At 46.2% G+C, this 16,214-nt stretch carries 21 protein-coding genes and 1 riboswitch; of the genes, 3 read left to right on the top strand and 18 right to left on the bottom strand.

Annotated elements, in window-relative coordinates; all coding sequences use genetic code 11:
• Positions 1-4 precede the first annotated feature (4 nt).
• The 9 genes from NYE42_RS11880 to NYE42_RS11920 all read right to left on the bottom strand — a co-directional run bounded on the left by NYE42_RS11880 (position 5) and on the right by NYE42_RS11920 (position 7,378).
• On the bottom strand, positions 5-1,633 hold the full coding sequence (locus NYE42_RS11880) for a cytochrome c biogenesis protein ResB (RefSeq protein ID WP_352426482.1): 1,629 nt from the start codon (positions 1,631-1,633) through the stop codon (positions 5-7).
• Complete coding sequence (locus tag NYE42_RS11885) at positions 1,630-2,169, bottom strand: thiol-disulfide oxidoreductase ResA (RefSeq protein WP_003153391.1); 540 nt, start codon at positions 2,167-2,169, stop codon at positions 1,630-1,632. The genes NYE42_RS11880 and NYE42_RS11885 overlap by 4 nt, the downstream gene beginning before the upstream one ends.
• Before the next feature lie 84 nt (positions 2,170-2,253).
• Positions 2,254-2,988 (bottom strand): 23S rRNA pseudouridine(2605) synthase RluB, encoded by a 735-nt coding sequence (rluB, locus tag NYE42_RS11890; RefSeq protein ID WP_007409432.1) that lies wholly within the window; start codon positions 2,986-2,988, stop codon positions 2,254-2,256.
• Positions 2,989-3,081: 93 nt separating this feature from the next.
• Positions 3,082-3,618, bottom strand: a complete 537-nt coding sequence (locus NYE42_RS11895) for a spore maturation protein (RefSeq protein WP_007409431.1) — start codon at positions 3,616-3,618, stop codon at positions 3,082-3,084.
• A 4-nt stretch (positions 3,619-3,622) separates the two neighbouring features.
• Complete coding sequence (locus NYE42_RS11900) at positions 3,623-4,213, bottom strand: nucleoside recognition domain-containing protein (protein WP_003153385.1); 591 nt, start codon at positions 4,211-4,213, stop codon at positions 3,623-3,625.
• Positions 4,201-5,352, bottom strand: coding sequence for a D-alanyl-D-alanine carboxypeptidase family protein (locus NYE42_RS11905; protein ID WP_352426483.1), 1,152 nt, complete (start codon positions 5,350-5,352; stop codon positions 4,201-4,203). Before NYE42_RS11905 ends, NYE42_RS11900 begins: the two co-directional genes overlap by 13 nt.
• Positions 5,353-5,464: 112 nt before the next feature.
• A complete protein-coding gene (locus NYE42_RS11910) occupies positions 5,465-5,950 on the bottom strand; it encodes a DUF3907 family protein (protein WP_015240120.1) in 486 nt (161 codons plus the stop codon).
• An 89-nt stretch (positions 5,951-6,039) separates the two neighbouring features.
• Positions 6,040-6,633 (bottom strand): SMC-Scp complex subunit ScpB, encoded by a 594-nt coding sequence (scpB, locus tag NYE42_RS11915; RefSeq protein ID WP_144664582.1) that lies wholly within the window; start codon positions 6,631-6,633, stop codon positions 6,040-6,042.
• Positions 6,623-7,378 carry a segregation/condensation protein A gene (locus tag NYE42_RS11920; RefSeq protein ID WP_007409427.1) on the bottom strand — a complete coding sequence of 252 codons (756 nt, stop codon included), beginning with the start codon at positions 7,376-7,378 and terminating at the stop codon, positions 6,623-6,625. The genes scpB and NYE42_RS11920 overlap by 11 nt, the downstream gene beginning before the upstream one ends.
• Positions 7,379-7,585: 207 nt before the next feature.
• Here NYE42_RS11920 and NYE42_RS11925 point away from each other — a divergent pair, with 207 nt between their 5' ends.
• Both NYE42_RS11925 and NYE42_RS11930 read left to right on the top strand, forming a co-directional pair.
• Complete coding sequence (locus NYE42_RS11925) at positions 7,586-7,675, top strand: YjcZ family sporulation protein (RefSeq protein ID WP_003153376.1); 90 nt, start codon at positions 7,586-7,588, stop codon at positions 7,673-7,675.
• A gap of 87 nt (positions 7,676-7,762) precedes the next feature.
• Positions 7,763-8,284 (top strand): DUF309 domain-containing protein, encoded by a 522-nt coding sequence (locus tag NYE42_RS11930; RefSeq protein ID WP_327942244.1) that lies wholly within the window; start codon positions 7,763-7,765, stop codon positions 8,282-8,284.
• 65 nt (positions 8,285-8,349) lie between these two features.
• On the opposite strand, the gene ribT is transcribed toward NYE42_RS11930, so the two are convergent.
• The 9 genes from ribT to NYE42_RS11975 form a co-directional block, all read right to left on the bottom strand.
• The gene (ribT, locus tag NYE42_RS11935) at positions 8,350-8,724 is read right to left on the bottom strand and encodes a GNAT family N-acetyltransferase RibT (protein ID WP_003153373.1); all 375 of its coding nucleotides are present in this window, start codon (positions 8,722-8,724) and stop codon (positions 8,350-8,352) included.
• A 116-nt stretch (positions 8,725-8,840) separates the two neighbouring features.
• Entirely contained in the window at positions 8,841-9,305 is a 465-nt protein-coding gene (gene ribE, locus NYE42_RS11940) for a 6,7-dimethyl-8-ribityllumazine synthase (RefSeq protein ID WP_352426484.1), read from the bottom strand.
• A gap of 32 nt (positions 9,306-9,337) precedes the next feature.
• Positions 9,338-10,534, bottom strand: a complete 1,197-nt coding sequence (locus tag NYE42_RS11945; protein WP_003153371.1) for a bifunctional 3,4-dihydroxy-2-butanone-4-phosphate synthase/GTP cyclohydrolase II — start codon at positions 10,532-10,534, stop codon at positions 9,338-9,340.
• A gap of 14 nt (positions 10,535-10,548) precedes the next feature.
• A complete protein-coding gene (ribE, locus tag NYE42_RS11950; RefSeq protein WP_015417743.1) occupies positions 10,549-11,196 on the bottom strand; it encodes a riboflavin synthase in 648 nt (215 codons plus the stop codon).
• The gene (ribD, locus tag NYE42_RS11955; protein WP_042635315.1) at positions 11,177-12,292 is read right to left on the bottom strand and encodes a bifunctional diaminohydroxyphosphoribosylaminopyrimidine deaminase/5-amino-6-(5-phosphoribosylamino)uracil reductase RibD; all 1,116 of its coding nucleotides are present in this window, start codon (positions 12,290-12,292) and stop codon (positions 11,177-11,179) included. Before ribD ends, ribE (NYE42_RS11950) begins: the two co-directional genes overlap by 20 nt.
• Before the next feature lie 131 nt (positions 12,293-12,423).
• Positions 12,424-12,570: riboswitch (FMN riboswitch) on the bottom strand.
• 119 nt (positions 12,571-12,689) lie between these two features.
• Positions 12,690-13,034: a hypothetical protein gene (locus NYE42_RS11960; RefSeq protein WP_007409423.1), complete on the bottom strand. Its 345-nt coding sequence runs from the start codon at positions 13,032-13,034 to the stop codon at positions 12,690-12,692.
• A gap of 248 nt (positions 13,035-13,282) precedes the next feature.
• A complete protein-coding gene (lepB, locus tag NYE42_RS11965) occupies positions 13,283-13,858 on the bottom strand; it encodes a signal peptidase I (protein ID WP_032861567.1) in 576 nt (191 codons plus the stop codon).
• 80 nt (positions 13,859-13,938) lie between these two features.
• Positions 13,939-14,430, bottom strand: a complete 492-nt coding sequence (locus tag NYE42_RS11970) for a CcdC protein domain-containing protein (protein WP_042635316.1) — start codon at positions 14,428-14,430, stop codon at positions 13,939-13,941.
• A gap of 149 nt (positions 14,431-14,579) precedes the next feature.
• Positions 14,580-15,011: a peptidylprolyl isomerase gene (locus NYE42_RS11975; RefSeq protein WP_003153363.1), complete on the bottom strand. Its 432-nt coding sequence runs from the start codon at positions 15,009-15,011 to the stop codon at positions 14,580-14,582.
• Positions 15,012-15,295: 284 nt separating this feature from the next.
• On the opposite strand from NYE42_RS11975, the gene NYE42_RS11980 reads away from it, so the two are divergent.
• Positions 15,296-16,195, top strand: coding sequence for a DUF1002 domain-containing protein (locus NYE42_RS11980; protein WP_014418285.1), 900 nt, complete (start codon positions 15,296-15,298; stop codon positions 16,193-16,195).
• The last annotated feature ends 19 nt before the right edge of the window (positions 16,196-16,214 follow it).

A 16,214-nucleotide genomic window follows, 5' to 3' on the forward strand; every position in this document is an offset into this window, starting at 1 on the left:
TTCACTAGGCCTGATTTTTGGCCAATTCTTTTTGATCGGCCGGCTCTTGAATCCCGGTCCCGCTAAGAACAAATTCGATATCTTTTTTCAGACCGAACCAGTTTTTGTTCGTATGTCCCGCCACAAGCACTTCATGATCACCTGTTTTGATCCAGATCCTTCTGTGCTGCCAGTACATTCCTTGAATGACGCCGATCATAAAGATCGCGCCGCCGACGGCAAGCACCCATAAGGTTAAATCTTTTCTGACGGTGAGTCCTGTAATGTTTTTCGTTTCCACATGGTCGAATTTTAATTTGTACTTGTTACTTTCGGAACCTTCAACAGTCTGCTGAATCGCAACAAAACTTTTCTCCTCTTTCGGCTTGTCAGGAGCCGTGATTTTAAAGACAAAAGCCGGATTGTTAGGAACCTTCGTTTTCGTGCTCGGTTCTCCGTCCTTGTTAAAATAAAAATCAGGAAGATAACTGGCGATCTGCACTTTGTAACCGTTACCAAGATCATAGTCCGTGTCGGGATCAAGAAGATTGATCTTCAGTTTGCCGAATGACTGTTTTGTTTTTTGGTCGATCAGCTGAAATACCATCTGATCGAGCTGGTTTTCTTTATAGTCCACCTGATATACAGAATAGGAGTCAAAGCGCAGCGGTTCATTGACGCGGATATTGTTTTCTTTGACTCTTTTAAGCTTCGGCTTTTCACCGAATACAATGTCGCCTTCCCTCTTATACAAAACCGCGTCCGTTGTGAAGGATTTGGCGACTTTGCCGTTTCCGGCTCTGTCAATGGCGTCGGCGAATACTTTTTTCTCAGTGTCTTTGTTATATGTCTGCATCGTGAACCGGTTGTTTTTTAAGTAATATTTGCCGTCAGTACCTGGGATCTGGGCGGTTTCGCCTTCACGGACCCAGAGCGTTTCATCGACATACATACCGGGTACAAATCTCAGCATGGCTCCGATCAGAAAAATGATCAGGCCGATATGATTGACGTAGGGCCCCCACCTTGAAAAACGGCCTTTTTCCGCCAGAATGCTGCCCTCTTGTTCTCGCACTCTATAATGCTTTTTTTTCAATCGTGTTCTGAGGCTATCAGCCGCATCCCCGCTCAGCTCGGTTTCTGTCCGGCTGTATAGACGCTGCCTCTTCAAAAAGACCGGATTCCGCCGAACTCCTTGATTTTTCAGCGCCCTGTACAAAGGAATCACCCGGTCCAGGCTGCAGATGACCAGTGATATGCCAATGGATGCGATCAGGAGCATATACCACCATGAGCCGTACAGGTGATGAAATCCCAACAGATAATACATTTGGCCGATTATGCCGTACTGCTGTTCATAATATGTATCCGGCTGGGCGCCCGGCGGCAGATAAGCTTCCTGCGGAAAAACCGTGCCGAAAGCAGACGCCGCCAGAGTAATGACGATCAGCCATATTCCGACTTTTACGGAAGAAAAGAAGTTCCATACCTTATCTACGATTGTTTTATTATATGTTTGCGAACGCCTTGCGCTGCCGTCGTACCGCATATCGGCAAGCGGCGATTTTTGATCATCAAGCGGCTTCCCGCACGACTCGCACAAAACCGTCCCGGCTGGATTCACGTGCCCGCATTCACATTTGACCTTTTTCATGAAGACGCCTCCGGCTTAATTAAATTCATATAGTCATGAACCATGCGTTCTGTCATCGTGCCGGTCACCACTTTCACGACTTTTCCGTCGGGATTGATCAAAAATGTCGTCGGAATAGGTGATACGCCGTACGCGTCCAGCACTTGCCGGTCAGTATCGAGCGCAACCGGGAAATTGACGCCGTATGTTTTCATAAAATTATGTACTGCAATTTTTGATTCGCCGACATTTACCGCAACCACCTCGACACCGAGGTCTTTAAAATGCTTGTATTGATTCTCCATGTAGGGAAATTCCTGCTTGCACGGCTCACACCACGTTCCCCAGAAATTCAGAAAAACACCTTTTCCTTTTAACTGACTCAGTTCTATGAGTCTGCCCTCTGTATCTTTCAGCGCGAAATTCGGGGCTTTGGACCCCTCAGATATACGCTCACCGTTTGTGTATACGGCATTATAGATGGTATATCCGAGCGCGCAGAGTAAGATGAGAAGGATGCCGGTCCGAATGAATAAACGCCGCCGTTTTTTGTTCATTGTACACTGCTCCCCTCCCCTGCCTGCAAATCCATTCAATTATATCATCAACACGTTTTGTAATTTTTGAAGGTTATGTGAAAATTAGAAAGCGTTTTTACCGTGTTCAGCTAAAGCCCGCAGCCTTTTCACCTCATGCGGCGACAATTCTCTTGCGTCTCCTGTGCGCAGGCCTCTTAAATCTAAAAATGCGTATTCTTCACGTTTTAGTTTCAGCACGTCATGACCGATCGCCTCGAACATGCGGCGGACCTGTCTGTTCCGTCCTTCATGAATCGTCAGCTGAATGATGCTCGTCTGCTTTCTTTTGTCCAGGGAAAGCAATTTCGCTCTGGCCGGCGCCGTCTTGCCTTCTTCAAGCTGAATGCCGCGCTCAAGCTTTCTCAGAAGTTCCTTGGAAGGAATCCCCTTCACTTTGGCGACGTACGTCTTATCAATTTCGTATTTCGGATGCATGAGTTTGTTGGCAAACTCGCCGTCATTTGTCAGCAATAAAAGTCCGCTCGTATCATAATCAAGCCTGCCGATCGGATAAATGCGCTGCGGCACTTCTTTGAAAAAGTCGGTCACCACTTTCCGCCCTTTGTCGTCATCAGCTGCTGAGATCACTCCTCTCGGTTTATAAAGCAGAAAGTACACGGGTTCTTCCCGCTCCACCTTTAATCCGTTTACTTCAATCTGATCAGAACCGGTCACTTTTACGCCGAGCTCTGTTATTACTTTTCCATTCACCTTTACTTTTCCTTCTTTTATCAGCTCTTCCGCCTTTCTGCGTGATGCCACGCCGGCATGAGCAATAACTTTTTGCAGTCTTTCCATGTCGTTCACCTCAAGTATAATCTTACTTTTTTCCCCTTGAACAAACAAGCTTTTTCAAGGAGAGTTATTCTGATATATAAAAAGCGCCTGATTTCAGGCGCTTCCAAATAATAACGTAACTATGATGATTGATGCAACCACCCCGATCAAATCAGCAAGAAGACCAACCTTTAAAGCATCCCCCATTTTTTTGATGCCGACCGCCCCGAAATACACCGTCAGGACATACAGCGTCGTGTCAGTCGATCCCTGCATGACCGAGGCCAGCCTGCCGATAAATGAATCAGGCCCGTACACGGCGATCAGATCTGTCGTCATGCCGAGCGCCGCCGTCCCCGAAATCGGGCGGATCAGAGCAAGCGGCACGACTTCTGCGGGAATGCCGAGCGCTGTAAAGAAAGGCTTGCACAGCCCCATGACAAAATCCAGCGCGCCCGAGGCCCGGAATACGGTAATCGCCACCAGCATCCCGACCAAATACGGAATGATGGAAAACGCAATCTCAATTCCTTCTTTTCCGCCTTCAACGAATGATTCATACGTCGGCACTTTTTTGATCGTGCCGTATATCAATATACCGGCGATAATAATCGGAATCATGGCTAAAGACACCCAATTCACCATTTCCATTCGCTTACCTCCCTTTTCTTTTGCGGCGGTACCAGAAGTAGCGGTCAATGAAAATCGCGCCGATTCCCGAAATTAAAGTCGCTAAGATGGTCGGCCCGACGATATCGGTCGGTGATTTCGCCGAGTAAGCCATGCGCACGGCAATGACGGTTGTCGGTATCAATGTAATACTCGAAGTATTTACCGCCAAAAAGGTAATCATGGAACGGCTGGCCTCAGACTTACCTCCATTCAGCTTTTTCATCTGCTCCATGGCTTTAATGCCGAGCGGTGTCGCCGCATTTCCCAGTCCGAAAAAGTTTGCCATGAGATTTGATAAGATGTATCCCATCGCCGGATGATCAGGGGGAATATCGGGAAACAGCTTAGAAATAAACGGGCGGCACATTCTGCTGAATATATCCAAAAGGCCGGACTGCTCGGCTATTTTCATCAGGCCGAGCCAGAACACGAGAACGCTCATTAATCCGAACGAGATCGTAACCGCTTCTTTCGCTCCTTTAAAAACGGCTTCATTCACATCCTGCAAGGTACCGTTAAACATCGCAAAGACAAGTCCGATTACCGTCAGACATACCCAGATTAAATTGACCATGACGAACCGCCCGCCGCGCTCATAAACAGGCTCGTAAACGTCTCAATGAAATGCTTTTTCGGTTTTTTATGGCGCTCATTTTCATAATAGACGGGGATCTTGGCGATCACTTTCCCATCATGCATAACAGTCATCCGGCCGACGACATCAGGAATGAGAGAGGCGTCCTTTTTCCAGGCTTTTTTCGGTTTTATTAAGGTTGTGCGGATTTTTACATCGTCGATTTCATCCTCTTTTAACAAATATTTGACATCCCGGGCAATAAAAGCGCGCTTTCCGTAAAACGTCTTTTTCAGCTTCGGGATGCCGCCTTTTTTGGCGACGACATAGGTTTTATAGTGATCAAAGACATAATTAAACATATTCATATGATCATCCCAATCATCCGGATCATTTATGGTGACCGCGATGAGATCCGTACCGTCTTTTGAGGCCGTCGAGACGAGCGTCCGTTTCGCGATTTTTGTGTAACCCGTTTTTCCGCCTGTGCTGTAACGGTAGAGCCCGGTCAGAAGCTTGTTTTTATTTTTCCATACCCGGTCCATCGTTTCCGCCTTATACACTTTTGTGCCTGAAACGGTCCGGTATTCCTTGATTTTCATCGCGTATTTAGTCAAAAGCGCCATGTCATACGCCGTTGAATATAAATTTTCATGGTCGTCCAGCCCGTGCGGATTTTGAAATTTTGTATTTTCCATCCCGATTTGCTCGGCTTTTTTGTTCATCATAAATACAAAACCGTCAAGGCTTCCGCCGACATATTCCGCTATTGCCGCAGCGGCGTCATTTCCTGATCTCAGCATAAGCCCGTATACGAGATCTTTCAGCTTTACTTTTTGTCCCGGCTGAAGATAAATGGCTGAGCCTTCCGTTTTTACGGCATTCGGGGAAACCGTCACGGTCTCTTCCATCTTCCCTGATTCAATCGCCAGCACCGCCGTCATGATTTTCGTAATGCTTGCAATCCGCCGCTTATGATGTTCATCCTTGGCGAATAACACCCTGCCAGATGCTCCGTCGATTATAATCGCGCTTTTTGCGCTGACATGTATTTGGGCATGTGCCGTATTGCCGTCTGTAATGGAAAAAAGAATAACAAAATTCAAAAGAAATACGGCAGCTTTTTTGAGAAAGCGCATGAATGCTCACGTCCTTGTTGTGGGTTTGTACAAGTTTATGCGCATGTCCATGACTTATGAATACCAATTGCATCACTTTCACATAAAAAAACTCTCCCAAAAGGAAGAGTTTTTATCTGACTGATGCCATATTTGAGCCTGATGCTTCATATTGCGCCAATTCTTCCCGCATCCGCAGAAATTCACTGCTGAGCGAAAGCAGAAGGCTCCGCAGCGAGTCCGGCACTTGCTGGTAGAATTCAATCGCGCTTTGGCCTGTATAAGCGGCGCGGCTGTTTTCGTACCATGTATCCTTTTTCGGCATGAAAAACTCTTCCACGCACTGATGATATACTTTATACAGTGTTTTTTCCGCTCTCGCCTCATGAAACGGCTCCTGCATTAAAAGCCGCCTGCAGGCTTCCTGGGCGCCTTCGCAAAAGACGGTCATCCTCCTCAGCACACTGAGCACGTCGCGGCAGTATGCCTCATCCGCCTCTCCTTGAGCCCGCATCTCCGGCAAAGTTGTATGATTTAAATAGCTGCTGACCATCGTGACAACCTCGGCTAAAAATTCACCAGTTTCTTCAGTATGGGCCCTCACAATCGAATTTCCCATTTCCGTCCGTTTCCTTCCTCTCTTGTACGTCGTCATTTGCGTCATTCATCAATGGCCTTTCCCTACTATCGTATGATGAAAAACGATTATTATTTAATATCCTCAAAAGTTTGGTTGAAGTTTTCAAAGAATAAATCGGCTTCCTCCTGGAGAACGTCTTCCTCCGCATTTTCAGGAAGCGGCGGGAGCTCCTCCAATGTTTTTAAGCCGAATTGTTCAAGAAATACCGGTGTCGTGCCGTATAAAATCGCCCGGCCGGGACCGTCGGCGCGGCCCACCTCACACAGCAGCGCTTTTGACACGAGGCTGTGCAGAATCCGCTCAGACTTCACGCCCCGGATATCTTCAATTTCCGCCCGTGTGATCGGCTGCTTGTACGAAACGATCGCCAGTACTTCCAAAGAAGCCTGTGACAGCCCTTTTGACGGCACTTCGATTAGTTTTTTCAAATAAGGCACGAATTCTTTTTTCGTTCCAAGCATATACGTATCCGCATATTCGGTAAGCTCGATGCCTCTGTCGTCTTCCTCGTACTGAGCGGCCACTTCTTCCATGATTCCGGCCAGTTCCGCTTCTTCTATTTCAAGCACCGTCACCAATTGCTTTTTGGTCAGCCCTTCATCACCCGCCGCATATAGCAGGGCTTCCACAATCGCTTTCCAATTCACGATATCAAGCGCCATGAATGGATTCACTCCCCGTAATGTATATATCTGAAAAGTTTTCTTCCTGTTCAATGATAATCTGCTGATTTTTCATCAGTTCCAGGACTGCTAAAAACGTCACGACGAGATGGTCCTTTTGCCGAGAAGGAAAAAGCTCCGTGAAGTTTATTCTTCTCCCCGCCGTTTTTAAGCTTTTTACGATTTCGTTCATTCTGTCTTCAATCGGTATTTCCTGCCTTGTAATGGTCGTTTCTTTCGGCCGCGTGATTTTTTTACGCTGAAGCACCTTTTGAAACGCGCCGATCATGTCATAAACGGTCACCGACAGTTTCTGCTCCGTCTGTTTGATTTCTTTTGCATACTCACTTAAATCACTCGGCGGCTTTGTAAATGACTTTTGTCTTTCTTCTTCCCGCTCTTTTAAATCCTTCGCAGCGGTTTTATACTTTCTATACTCAATCAGCTTTTCAATCAGCTCGTCCCGAGGGTCTTCTTCTTCAAGCATTTCGTCTTCAAACAGCTCTTCCTCTTGTTTCGGAAGCAGCATTCTGCTTTTAATGCTGAGAAGCGTCGCCGCCATGACCAGATATTCACTGGCGACATCAAGTTCAAGCTCTTGCATTGTATGTACATATAATAAATATTGTTCAGTAATGGTTGCCACGGGTATGTCGTATATGTCGATTTCAAGACGGTTAATCAGATGAAGCAGCAGGTCCAATGGGCCTTCAAACGTATCAATTTTCACTTGATATTCTACCATTATCTCACCATTTTCAATATCACTCTCATTGCCGGAAAAACTGGCTACCCTTTAGTATAATCCACCGAAATGCTCTCGTCCAATACTTTTATACACGTCATCCGTTATTTAGAAAATACTGAAAAAGAAGATATACGCCTATACCTTTAAAGGCGGATGCACATATGATAGCCGTGTAAACTTGAAACAAAGGGAGGCTGATTTCACATGAGCGGAGCTTGTTTCGGCGGAGGTTTTGCATTAATTGTCGTTCTGTTTATTTTGCTCGTTGTCGTAGGAGCATCTTACATCTGCTAGTTCCTCAGGCTTCAGACACCAAGCCGCTCTTTTTTCCTTTTCATAGCGCTGTGGTACACTGGTTTTAGCATAAAAGGAGGAAGCGGCTTGTATCCTAAAGCTTATATCGGCTTTTTGGCCGAATTTCACGCATCAAGAGATTATTTTGAGTGTCATGAACTGTTAGAGGAATATTGGAAAGAAAGCCCGGCTGAAAAGCGGAGCGTTCATTGGGTCGGCCTGATTCAGCTTGCCGTCGCTCTGTATCACCAGCGCAGGGGAAATGAAGCCGGGGCGAAACGGCTGATTGCCAACAGCTTACGTATTCTCCGGTCTGAAAAGCAGGCGGTCTGTTCTCTCGGTCTCAGCCATCCGAAGCTGATTGAGCTGATAGAAACGCTGTCAGACGATATAGAAGCGGGCCTGCCTTACAGAAGTGTTATGCTGCCGATTACAGATGAAGCCCTGAAAGAAGCATGTCTTGCCGAATGCCGCCGAAAGGGCTATACATGGGGGCAAGACGGCGTATCAGATACCTTTCTTATTCATAAACACCGCCTGCGGGACAGGACGGCTGTCATTAAGGAACGCGAACGGGAATTTGAGAGAAGAAAAAAAAGCAGAGGCTGACGGTCAGCCCTGCTTTTTCTATATCAAAACAGCTCCCGAAACCGTGAAGATTCCGGGAGCATTTGTCAGTTATTATATGAGATATCCTGATCTTTTTGATGTTGACAGCGTTCAAAAAAGCTTTGCGTTAATTCATTCGGAACGAGTGCCTCCGTTTTGAACAGACGTTTTAAGGCGTCCATCATTTGCTTTCCGATTCCTTGATGGCGGTGAGAAGGATTCACGCTGATATGCCGGATTTCAACTTCTGAGTCCTTTTTTTCGACTCCGATCGCTCCGACGATATCTTCATCCTCTTTCCAAAGAAAGAGCTGGCGGCCAGTATCCGTTTCATAGTCCTTTATTGTCTGCTGAAGCTGCTTGAGATCTTTTTCATTCGGCATAAATGACAGAAGACCCATCGCAATCTTTTCAAACGATTTTTTATAACGAATTAACATAAAAACCCCTCTATATCCAAAATGTCCATTCATGTCCTATCAAACGGATACATAAAGGCGATCCGTTTCCTCACATTATATCATTTTCGCCGCTGTTTTAAACGCTTTTCAACAAATTATTCAAATGAACGGTTTAAATTTGCCATTTCAATGGCAGATACTGCGCAATCCGCTCCCTTATTTCCGGCTTTTGTTCCGGCTCGTTCGATGGCCTGCTCAATGGTTTCAGTCGTCACGATGCCGAAGATAACCGGGACGCCCGTCGCCGTTCCCGCCTGGGCAATGCCTTTTGCCGATTCATTGCACACATAGTCATAATGCGTTGTCGCTCCTCTGATAACCGTGCCGAGCGTAATGACGGCATCGTATTTTTTCGTTTCCGCCATTTTCTTTGCCGCAAACGGGATTTCAAACGCTCCCGGCACCCAAGCGACGTCAATGTCGTTTGATTCTACACCGTGGCGAAGCAACGTGTCTTCCGCTCCGCTTAACAGCTTGCTCGTAATAAATTCATTAAATCTGCCGACGACGATTCCGATTTTAAGTCCTGTTCCTACTAGGTTTCCTTGTATGATATTCATATGTTATCCATCCTTTTTTGTGAGATTTGTTTTTAGAAATGAAGCAGATGTCCAAGTTTTTTCATTTTGGTCTGTAAATATTGCTTGTTATGCTCACTCGCTTCCATTTGAAGCGGCACCCGTTCTGAAATGCTGAGACCGTATCCTTCGAGGCCGGCGATTTTCCGGGGGTTATTGGTTAAAAGTTTCATATGCTGAACCCCTAAGTCGCGGAGAATCTGGGCGCCGATGCCGTAGTTGCGCAGATCAGGCAGAAAGCCGAGCGCTTCGTTCGCTTCAACCGTGTCATACCCTTGTTCCTGCAATCGGTACGCCTTCAGCTTATTGATTAAACCGATCCCTCTGCCTTCCTGGCGCAAATACAATAGAACGCCGCGGCCTTCTTCAGCAATTTGCGCAAGCGCGGCATGAAGCTGAGGTCCGCAATCACAGCGATGGGATGCAAACACATCGCCCGTCAGGCATTCTGAGTGCACTCTGACAAGAACGGGTTCGCTGTTAAACGGGACATCCCCCATGACAAAGGCGAGATGTTCTTTTCCGTCAACCTCGTTTGTATATCCGTAAACTCTAAACGTGCCGAAGTCAGTCGGCAGCGTAATATCAACTTCTCTGTTCACAAGGGTCGTAATGTTGTAACGGTACTCTATTAAGTCTTTTATCGTAATCATTTTCAGCTGGTGGCGTTCGGCGATTTCGGCTAACTCCGGCACTCTGGCCATAGTGCCGTCTTCATTCATAATTTCACAAATGACGCCCGCTCCCTGAGATCCGCAGGCTTTTGCAAGGTCAACGGCTGCTTCCGTATGGCCGGCCCGCTTCAGGACGCCTCCTTTTTTTGCGATTAAGGGGAAAATGTGGCCCGGACGCTGAAAATCGTCAGACACAGATTCTTCGTTCAACAGCGCCTGAATGGTAAAGGATCGTTCCTGCGCGCTGATGCCCGTTTTTGTCAGCCTGTGGTCAATACTGACCGTAAACGCGGTCTCATGTGAGTCCGTATTATGATCGACCATCGGGTGAAGATCCAGCCGGCCGGCGATGTCTTCAGACAGCGGCGTGCAGATCAGGCCTCTCCCATGGGTCGCCATAAAATTCACCACTTCCGGCGTGGCATGCTCAGCCAGCGCTACGAAATCTCCTTCGTTTTCTCTGTCTTCATCATCGACAACAATGATGACTTCACCTTTTTTCAGCGCCTCTAACGCCTCTTCTATCGGATGAAACATATCGATCTTCCTTTCTAAAAGCCGTTCTCGCTTAAAAAGGCTTCCGTGATAGTTTGATTGCTTTTCGTTTGTTCTGTTTTGTGCAAAAAGCGGTATAAGTATTTGCCGATCATGTCACACTCAATATTTACGATCGATCCGACTGTTTTCGTCTGAAAAATCGTTTCTGAGATGGTATGCGGAATGATGGATACCGTCACGCTTTCGTCTGATAAACCAAAAATCGTCAGGCTCACGCCGTCTACCGTAATTGAACCTTTCAATACGAGCGTTTTTGTCAATTCCGGCGAAAGTTTTAAATCGTAATAGACCGCGTTGCTTTTTTTCTCGATCCGCGTAATTTCCGCCGTTCCGTCCACGTGCCCTGATACAAAGTGGCCGCCGAACCGTCCGTTGGCGGACATCGCTCTTTCCAGGTTTACTTTACTGCCTTTTGACAAGCCGTTCAGCGAAGTGGCTTTCACTGTTTCCGGCATGACATCAACCGTAAATTGATTGTCAGAAAATCCGGTTACGGTCAGGCAGATGCCGTTTACCGCAATGCTGTCGCCAAGCTTCACGTCACTTGTCACTTTTGAAGCGGCGATGGTTAATGCCATGGAAAGGCCTGTCTTTTTGATTGCTTGGATCGTGCCTGTTTCTTCAACGATTCCTGTAAACATCGTCACCATCCTTTCCATCTTTAGGTATGGCCGTCAGTTTTATATCCGGCCCGATTTGGGTGATTTGTGTGAATTGTAAATGGGGGACATCTTTCATTGATTGAAAACCTTCACCGGAGATCAAGCTGGGAGCAAGCGTTCCTCCGATTAATTTAGGGGCGAAATAGAAATGAAGCTCTTGGAAACAGCCTTCCTTGACAAAACTTCCGTGTACGGATGCTCCGCCTTCCACATAAACGGACATTATGCCGTTTTCAGCGAGAATACCGAGCACCTCAGGGACGTGAATGCGGTCTGTTTCCAGCGGAATAACTTTTATTCCGAGGGCGGTCAGCCGGTCTTTCTTTTGCACGTCTGCACCTTTGGCCGTAAATATCCATGTCGGCGCAGCGCCGTCAGTGAGCACATTTGCCGTTTCAGGAATGGTCAGCTTTGTATCGAGAATCACTCTGACCGGCTGCTTCACCGCATCAGGAAGCCTGCAGGTCAGGCTCGGATTATCGGCTTTGACTGTGCCTGCTCCGACAAGAATGCTTTGATGCGATTTCCTGTATTGCTGGGCATCAAGCCTTGCCGCCTCTGATGTAATCCATTTGCTGTCACCGGTTTCAGTCGCTGTTTTCCCGTCAAGGCTCGCGGCCGCTTTCAAGGTGACATACGGAAGTCCGGTCCGCATGAAGTGAAGAAACATTTTATTCAGCTCTTCTGCCTGCTGCCTGAGAAGTCCGGTGTTCACTTCGATGCCCGCTGCTTCCAGCATTCCGATGCCTTTTCCGGCTACAAGCGGATTCGGATCTTTCACAGCGATAAACACCCTTTTTATCCCCGACTTTATTATCAGTTCGGCGCATGGCGGTGTTTTTCCGTAATGGCTGCAAGGCTCCAGCGTCACATACATATCTGCGCCTTTTGCGTGACTGCCTGCCATATTGATCGCGTGCACTTCTGCATGGGCTTCTCCGTATTGCAAATGGGCGCCCATTCCGACGATCTGTCCGTTTTTGACGACGACAGCGCCGACAAGAGGATTGGACTGTGTCTGTCCTTCACCGCGTCTGGCAAGTTCTATTGCCGTATTCATATAATATTCTTCCATCGTTATCCCTCCCTTCTTCCACGCAATTTGGCGTCAAAAAAGCCCCGAATGTTTACACAGTTCGGGGCTTTGCCAGTTTTAATCCATAGGAAATAAGACTATACAGTAAGTTTATTTTTTGCATAGCTTCTCTCATCCTTCTCCCATCCAGACTTTCACTGTCGGCTTCAGCTTTTCACTGAATCCACCGTATACAGATGCATACGGGTCACGGGCTGTAAAGCGCAAAACGCCTTATTACCGCCGGTCGGGATTTTCACCCAGCCCCGAAGGATACAATCAATATTTTTTTGTCCTTATCCGCTATTATAACATCCTTTGCGGCAGGCGCAATGAATTTGCACCTAATTATTCAGAAAAATAAAAAGCGCCCTTTTCTCATAAAAGGCGCCTTTATTTATTCGTTCACTTTGACGACCTTCAATAAGCCGTCAATCCGGTTTGATTTGCTGAAATACGCTTTAATCTTATCTCCCTTTTTCACATCGGAGAGATCCTGCTTCAGCTTGTCGCCGTTAAAAATAATTTTTGTGCCGTTTTCTGCCGTACCGTGGTACTCAGTTCCTTCGATTTTCGTAATTTTATATGTTTTGACTGTATATTCTTCTTTTTCCTGGGACAGGGTTTGTCCGATTGCAGTCGGCACGTCTTTCAGTTCAATATCGTTTATGACCATATAACCGCCCGCTAATAACAGCAGCAGTACAAGTAAAATGGCTGCTTTTGTTTTAATTCTTCCCATTTTTCTACCTCCAGCCCGTATCAATCTATTCATTACTATGTCATATTCCTTTTTTTCATGAATAGAAAACCGTTCTTCCCTGCGTGAGTTATTCATATAACGTTTCATAAAGGGAAGATGTTTCATGTATCTGTAAAACTTTCTATCTATTAAATAGATATACGAATTTATGTTCTGTTTTTGAGGGTGGAAAGATAAATTTATATAAAAAAAGCAGTTTTCCTCATGAAGAAAACTGCCTGTACGGTTTATTTCGTCTTGCGAATTTCGTTAAACGGGAAGAAGACGAATTTTGATGTGCCCGCTATTTGTTTTTTCGTAAAAAGACCGAGGCCGTTGCGGCTGTCCATAGATTCTCTGCGGTTATCACCCATGACGAAATATTTGTCGTCCGGCACCTTCACCGGGCCGAAGTCTTCTGTCAGCCGGTCATAGCCGTCTTGCTTCGCCTTGTGCTTGTTTGCCGCTAAATACGGTTCGGACACTTTTTTGCCGTTGATGTACAGCTGATCGTTTTTCATTTGCACCGTGTCGCCGGGAAGTCCGATAATCCGTTTGACATAGTGCTCGTTTTCTCCGTTCAGAACGACGATCTGGCCGCGTTTGAAGTCGCTTATGTATTTGACCGTCATATTGACAAAGATTCTCTCGCGGTCATGCAGCGTCGGATCCATTGATCTTCCATCAACGAGATAAGGGGCAAATAAAAAGTTTCGGATGAGCAGTGCCAGAACGACAGCGATGATAATGGCTTTCGCCCAATCAAGTACGGCGCTTTTTTTAGAAGTTTTTTCTTTTTCTGATTTCAAGTGATTTCCTCCCATTAGCCATGGTCGTTTTTATTTTACCATGAATCCCTGCACAGAGGGCAAATAAGCCCCGCACCTCATCCATTTTTTTCATTTTATAAGCCGGATTTGCTGATTTTACGGTATTTCACGAAGCTTCCGATCCGCCAAATGCACAAATACACAAAAGCAAGTTCCATCGTTAAAACGGCGAATTCCGCCGCGTCAATGTTTTTGAAATATTGGCTGAGCACGATACGGATCGCAATAATCGCGATAATGACATATTTAAAGTTTTTATTCCGCTTGGAGTAGACAAAGCCGTCTTCCCGGATTTCATAGGCGGTTTGCGACAGCATGATGACGCCGAATGCCGCGCCTAACAGTCCGGCGATGGCGAGCTCCCAAAGAGCGGGAAAATGAAACGGCTTTCCCGGGATATTCATGAGCTGGCTGATGCTGAATGTAAAAATGACGGCGATAATCAAAAGCGGGAGAATGATGCCGAAGCCGCCGCCTTTAATCGGCCTGTTTCCCTTTTTCACCCTGAACCAAATCATAAGTGCGAGAATGATAATGACAAATAAAACGGTTGCCAATTGAACCAACGTTTCTACCTCTTTTCATTGTTGTAATCGGTCTTTTTCACTATACCAGAATGATCACTGATGTTCATATATGTATTTTTTCATGATTTACACATGAGAATTTTCATATACATAAAAAAACCCGCCTGAAAAAGGCGGGTTTTCCGTCATTATCCTTCTACACGGATTTCTTTCATTTTGTCTCCGTTAGACATGTTTTTCGCATGCTCTAAACCGCTTGTCACTTTTCCGAATACAGTATGAACGCCGTTTAAATGCGGCTGCGGCTCATGTACGATGAAGAATTGGCTTGAACCCGTGTCTTTACCGGCATGCGCCATTGATAAAGAACCGGCTTCGTGCTTATGCGGATTGCCTTCTGTTTCACATTTGATCGTTTTTCCGCTTCCGCCCATGCCTGTCCCAGTCGGATCTCCGCCTTGGCTGACAAAGCCCGGAATCACGCGGTGGAAAATAACGCCGTCATAAAAGCCCGTATTCGCCAGGTTTTCAAAGTTAGCGACTGTATTAGGCGCTTCATTCGGATAAAGTTCAAATTCAATTCTGCTGCCGTTTTCCATTTCGATGTAACCAGTTTTCATTCTCATTCCTACTTCCGTATTGTTTTTTGTCAAAGCCTTCTTCAATATGAATTTCAATTGTAAGCCGGCTTTCTTTTTGATATTCTTTTGAAGGAAGAGGCCTCTGCTCTTCTTTTCGCGGCTATTATACCATACCTTCAGCCGGAAAACGAATCTCCCCGCTTCCACAGAAAGAAAATGAAACCAGAACAGCTTCACAGCCGTCTATGTATCGGAACTGCTTCACGCAGGCCCTCACAAACCGCTTCAAAACGGCTTTTGTGAAAAGAAGGAGGTTAACCGCTTTGAAAAAAATGTGGATTGGATTGCTGGCGGCGGCCGTTGTATTGTGCACAATACCGAAAATCAGCCTGGCCGATGCCGCAGTCGGAGATGTCATCGTCACACTGGGGGCGGATCTGTCAAACGAAAACCGTCAGAAAGTGCTTGACGAATTAAATGTCCCTGATAACGCGACAAAAGTGACGGTTACGAATAAAGAAGAACATGAATATCTGGGAAAATATATATCGAATGCCCAAATCGGCACAAGAGCCATCTCTTCATCATCCATCACGGTGGCAAAGAAAGGGTCCGGGCTTGACGTTAAGACCCATAATATCGATTCCATCACGGATGAAATGTACTTAAACGCCCTGATGACAGCAGGAGTGAAAGATGCGAAAGTATACGTGACGGCGCCGTTTGAGGTATCAGGCACCGCAGCATTAACGGGAATCATCAAGGCATATGAAGTCTCATCAGACAAAGCGATTTCAGAAGATGTAAAACAGGTCGCCAACCAAGAGCTTGTCACCACTTCAAATCTCGGGGATAAAATCGGGGATAAAAACGCCTCCGCGCTCATCGCAAACATTAAAGATGATTTCGCGAAAAACGGTGTGCCCGATACAAAAGAAGGAATCGAGAAAAAGGTCGATGATGCGGCTTCAAACCTCAACATTACACTGACTGACGCTCAAAAAGACCAGCTCGTTTCATTGTTTAATAAAATGAAAAATGCCAAGATTGATTGGGGCCAAGTCGGCAGCCAGCTTGACAAGGCAAAAGACAAAATCACGAAGTTCATTCAATCCGATGAAGGCAAAAGCTTTGTTCAAAAAGTCATTGATTTCTTCGCTTCGATTTGGAATGCGATCGTGTCTGTATTTACAGGAGACAGCGGATCAAGTTCTAACAGCTGAATGCAAAAAGAGACCGGAC

The sequence above is a fragment of the Bacillus sp. FSL K6-2865 genome (assembly GCF_040311405.1).
GTDB lineage: Bacteria > Bacillota > Bacilli > Bacillales > Bacillaceae > Bacillus > Bacillus velezensis.

Bases quoted from the DNA above. Each gene is read 5' to 3' on its own strand.
- NYE42_RS11880 (WP_352426482.1), bottom strand. From the start codon at position 1,633: ATGAAAAAGGTCAAATGTGAATGCGGGCACGTGAATCCAGCCGGGACG.
- NYE42_RS11885 (WP_003153391.1), bottom strand. From the start codon at position 2,169: ATGAACAAAAAACGGCGGCGTTTATTCATTCGGACCGGCATCCTTCTC.
- rluB (WP_007409432.1), bottom strand. From the start codon at position 2,988: ATGGAAAGACTGCAAAAAGTTATTGCTCATGCCGGCGTGGCATCACGC.
- NYE42_RS11895 (WP_007409431.1), bottom strand. From the start codon at position 3,618: ATGGAAATGGTGAATTGGGTGTCTTTAGCCATGATTCCGATTATTATC.
- NYE42_RS11900 (WP_003153385.1), bottom strand. From the start codon at position 4,213: ATGGTCAATTTAATCTGGGTATGTCTGACGGTAATCGGACTTGTCTTT.
- NYE42_RS11905 (WP_352426483.1), bottom strand. From the start codon at position 5,352: ATGCGCTTTCTCAAAAAAGCTGCCGTATTTCTTTTGAATTTTGTTATT.
- NYE42_RS11910 (WP_015240120.1), bottom strand. From the start codon at position 5,950: ATGGGAAATTCGATTGTGAGGGCCCATACTGAAGAAACTGGTGAATTT.
- scpB (WP_144664582.1), bottom strand. From the start codon at position 6,633: ATGGCGCTTGATATCGTGAATTGGAAAGCGATTGTGGAAGCCCTGCTA.
- NYE42_RS11920 (WP_007409427.1), bottom strand. From the start codon at position 7,378: ATGGTAGAATATCAAGTGAAAATTGATACGTTTGAAGGCCCATTGGAC.
- NYE42_RS11925 (WP_003153376.1), top strand. From the start codon at position 7,586: ATGAGCGGAGCTTGTTTCGGCGGAGGTTTTGCATTAATTGTCGTTCTG.
- ribT (WP_003153373.1), bottom strand. From the start codon at position 8,724: ATGTTAATTCGTTATAAAAAATCGTTTGAAAAGATTGCGATGGGTCTT.
- ribE (WP_352426484.1), bottom strand. From the start codon at position 9,305: ATGAATATCATACAAGGAAACCTAGTAGGAACAGGACTTAAAATCGGA.
- NYE42_RS11945 (WP_003153371.1), bottom strand. From the start codon at position 10,534: ATGTTTCATCCGATAGAAGAGGCGTTAGAGGCGCTGAAAAAAGGTGAA.
- ribE (WP_015417743.1), bottom strand. From the start codon at position 11,196: ATGTTTACAGGAATCGTTGAAGAAACAGGCACGATCCAAGCAATCAAA.
- ribD (WP_042635315.1), bottom strand. From the start codon at position 12,292: ATGGAAGAATATTATATGAATACGGCAATAGAACTTGCCAGACGCGGT.
- NYE42_RS11960 (WP_007409423.1), bottom strand. From the start codon at position 13,034: ATGGGAAGAATTAAAACAAAAGCAGCCATTTTACTTGTACTGCTGCTG.
- lepB (WP_032861567.1), bottom strand. From the start codon at position 13,858: ATGGGAGGAAATCACTTGAAATCAGAAAAAGAAAAAACTTCTAAAAAA.
- NYE42_RS11975 (WP_003153363.1), bottom strand. From the start codon at position 15,011: ATGAAAACTGGTTACATCGAAATGGAAAACGGCAGCAGAATTGAATTT.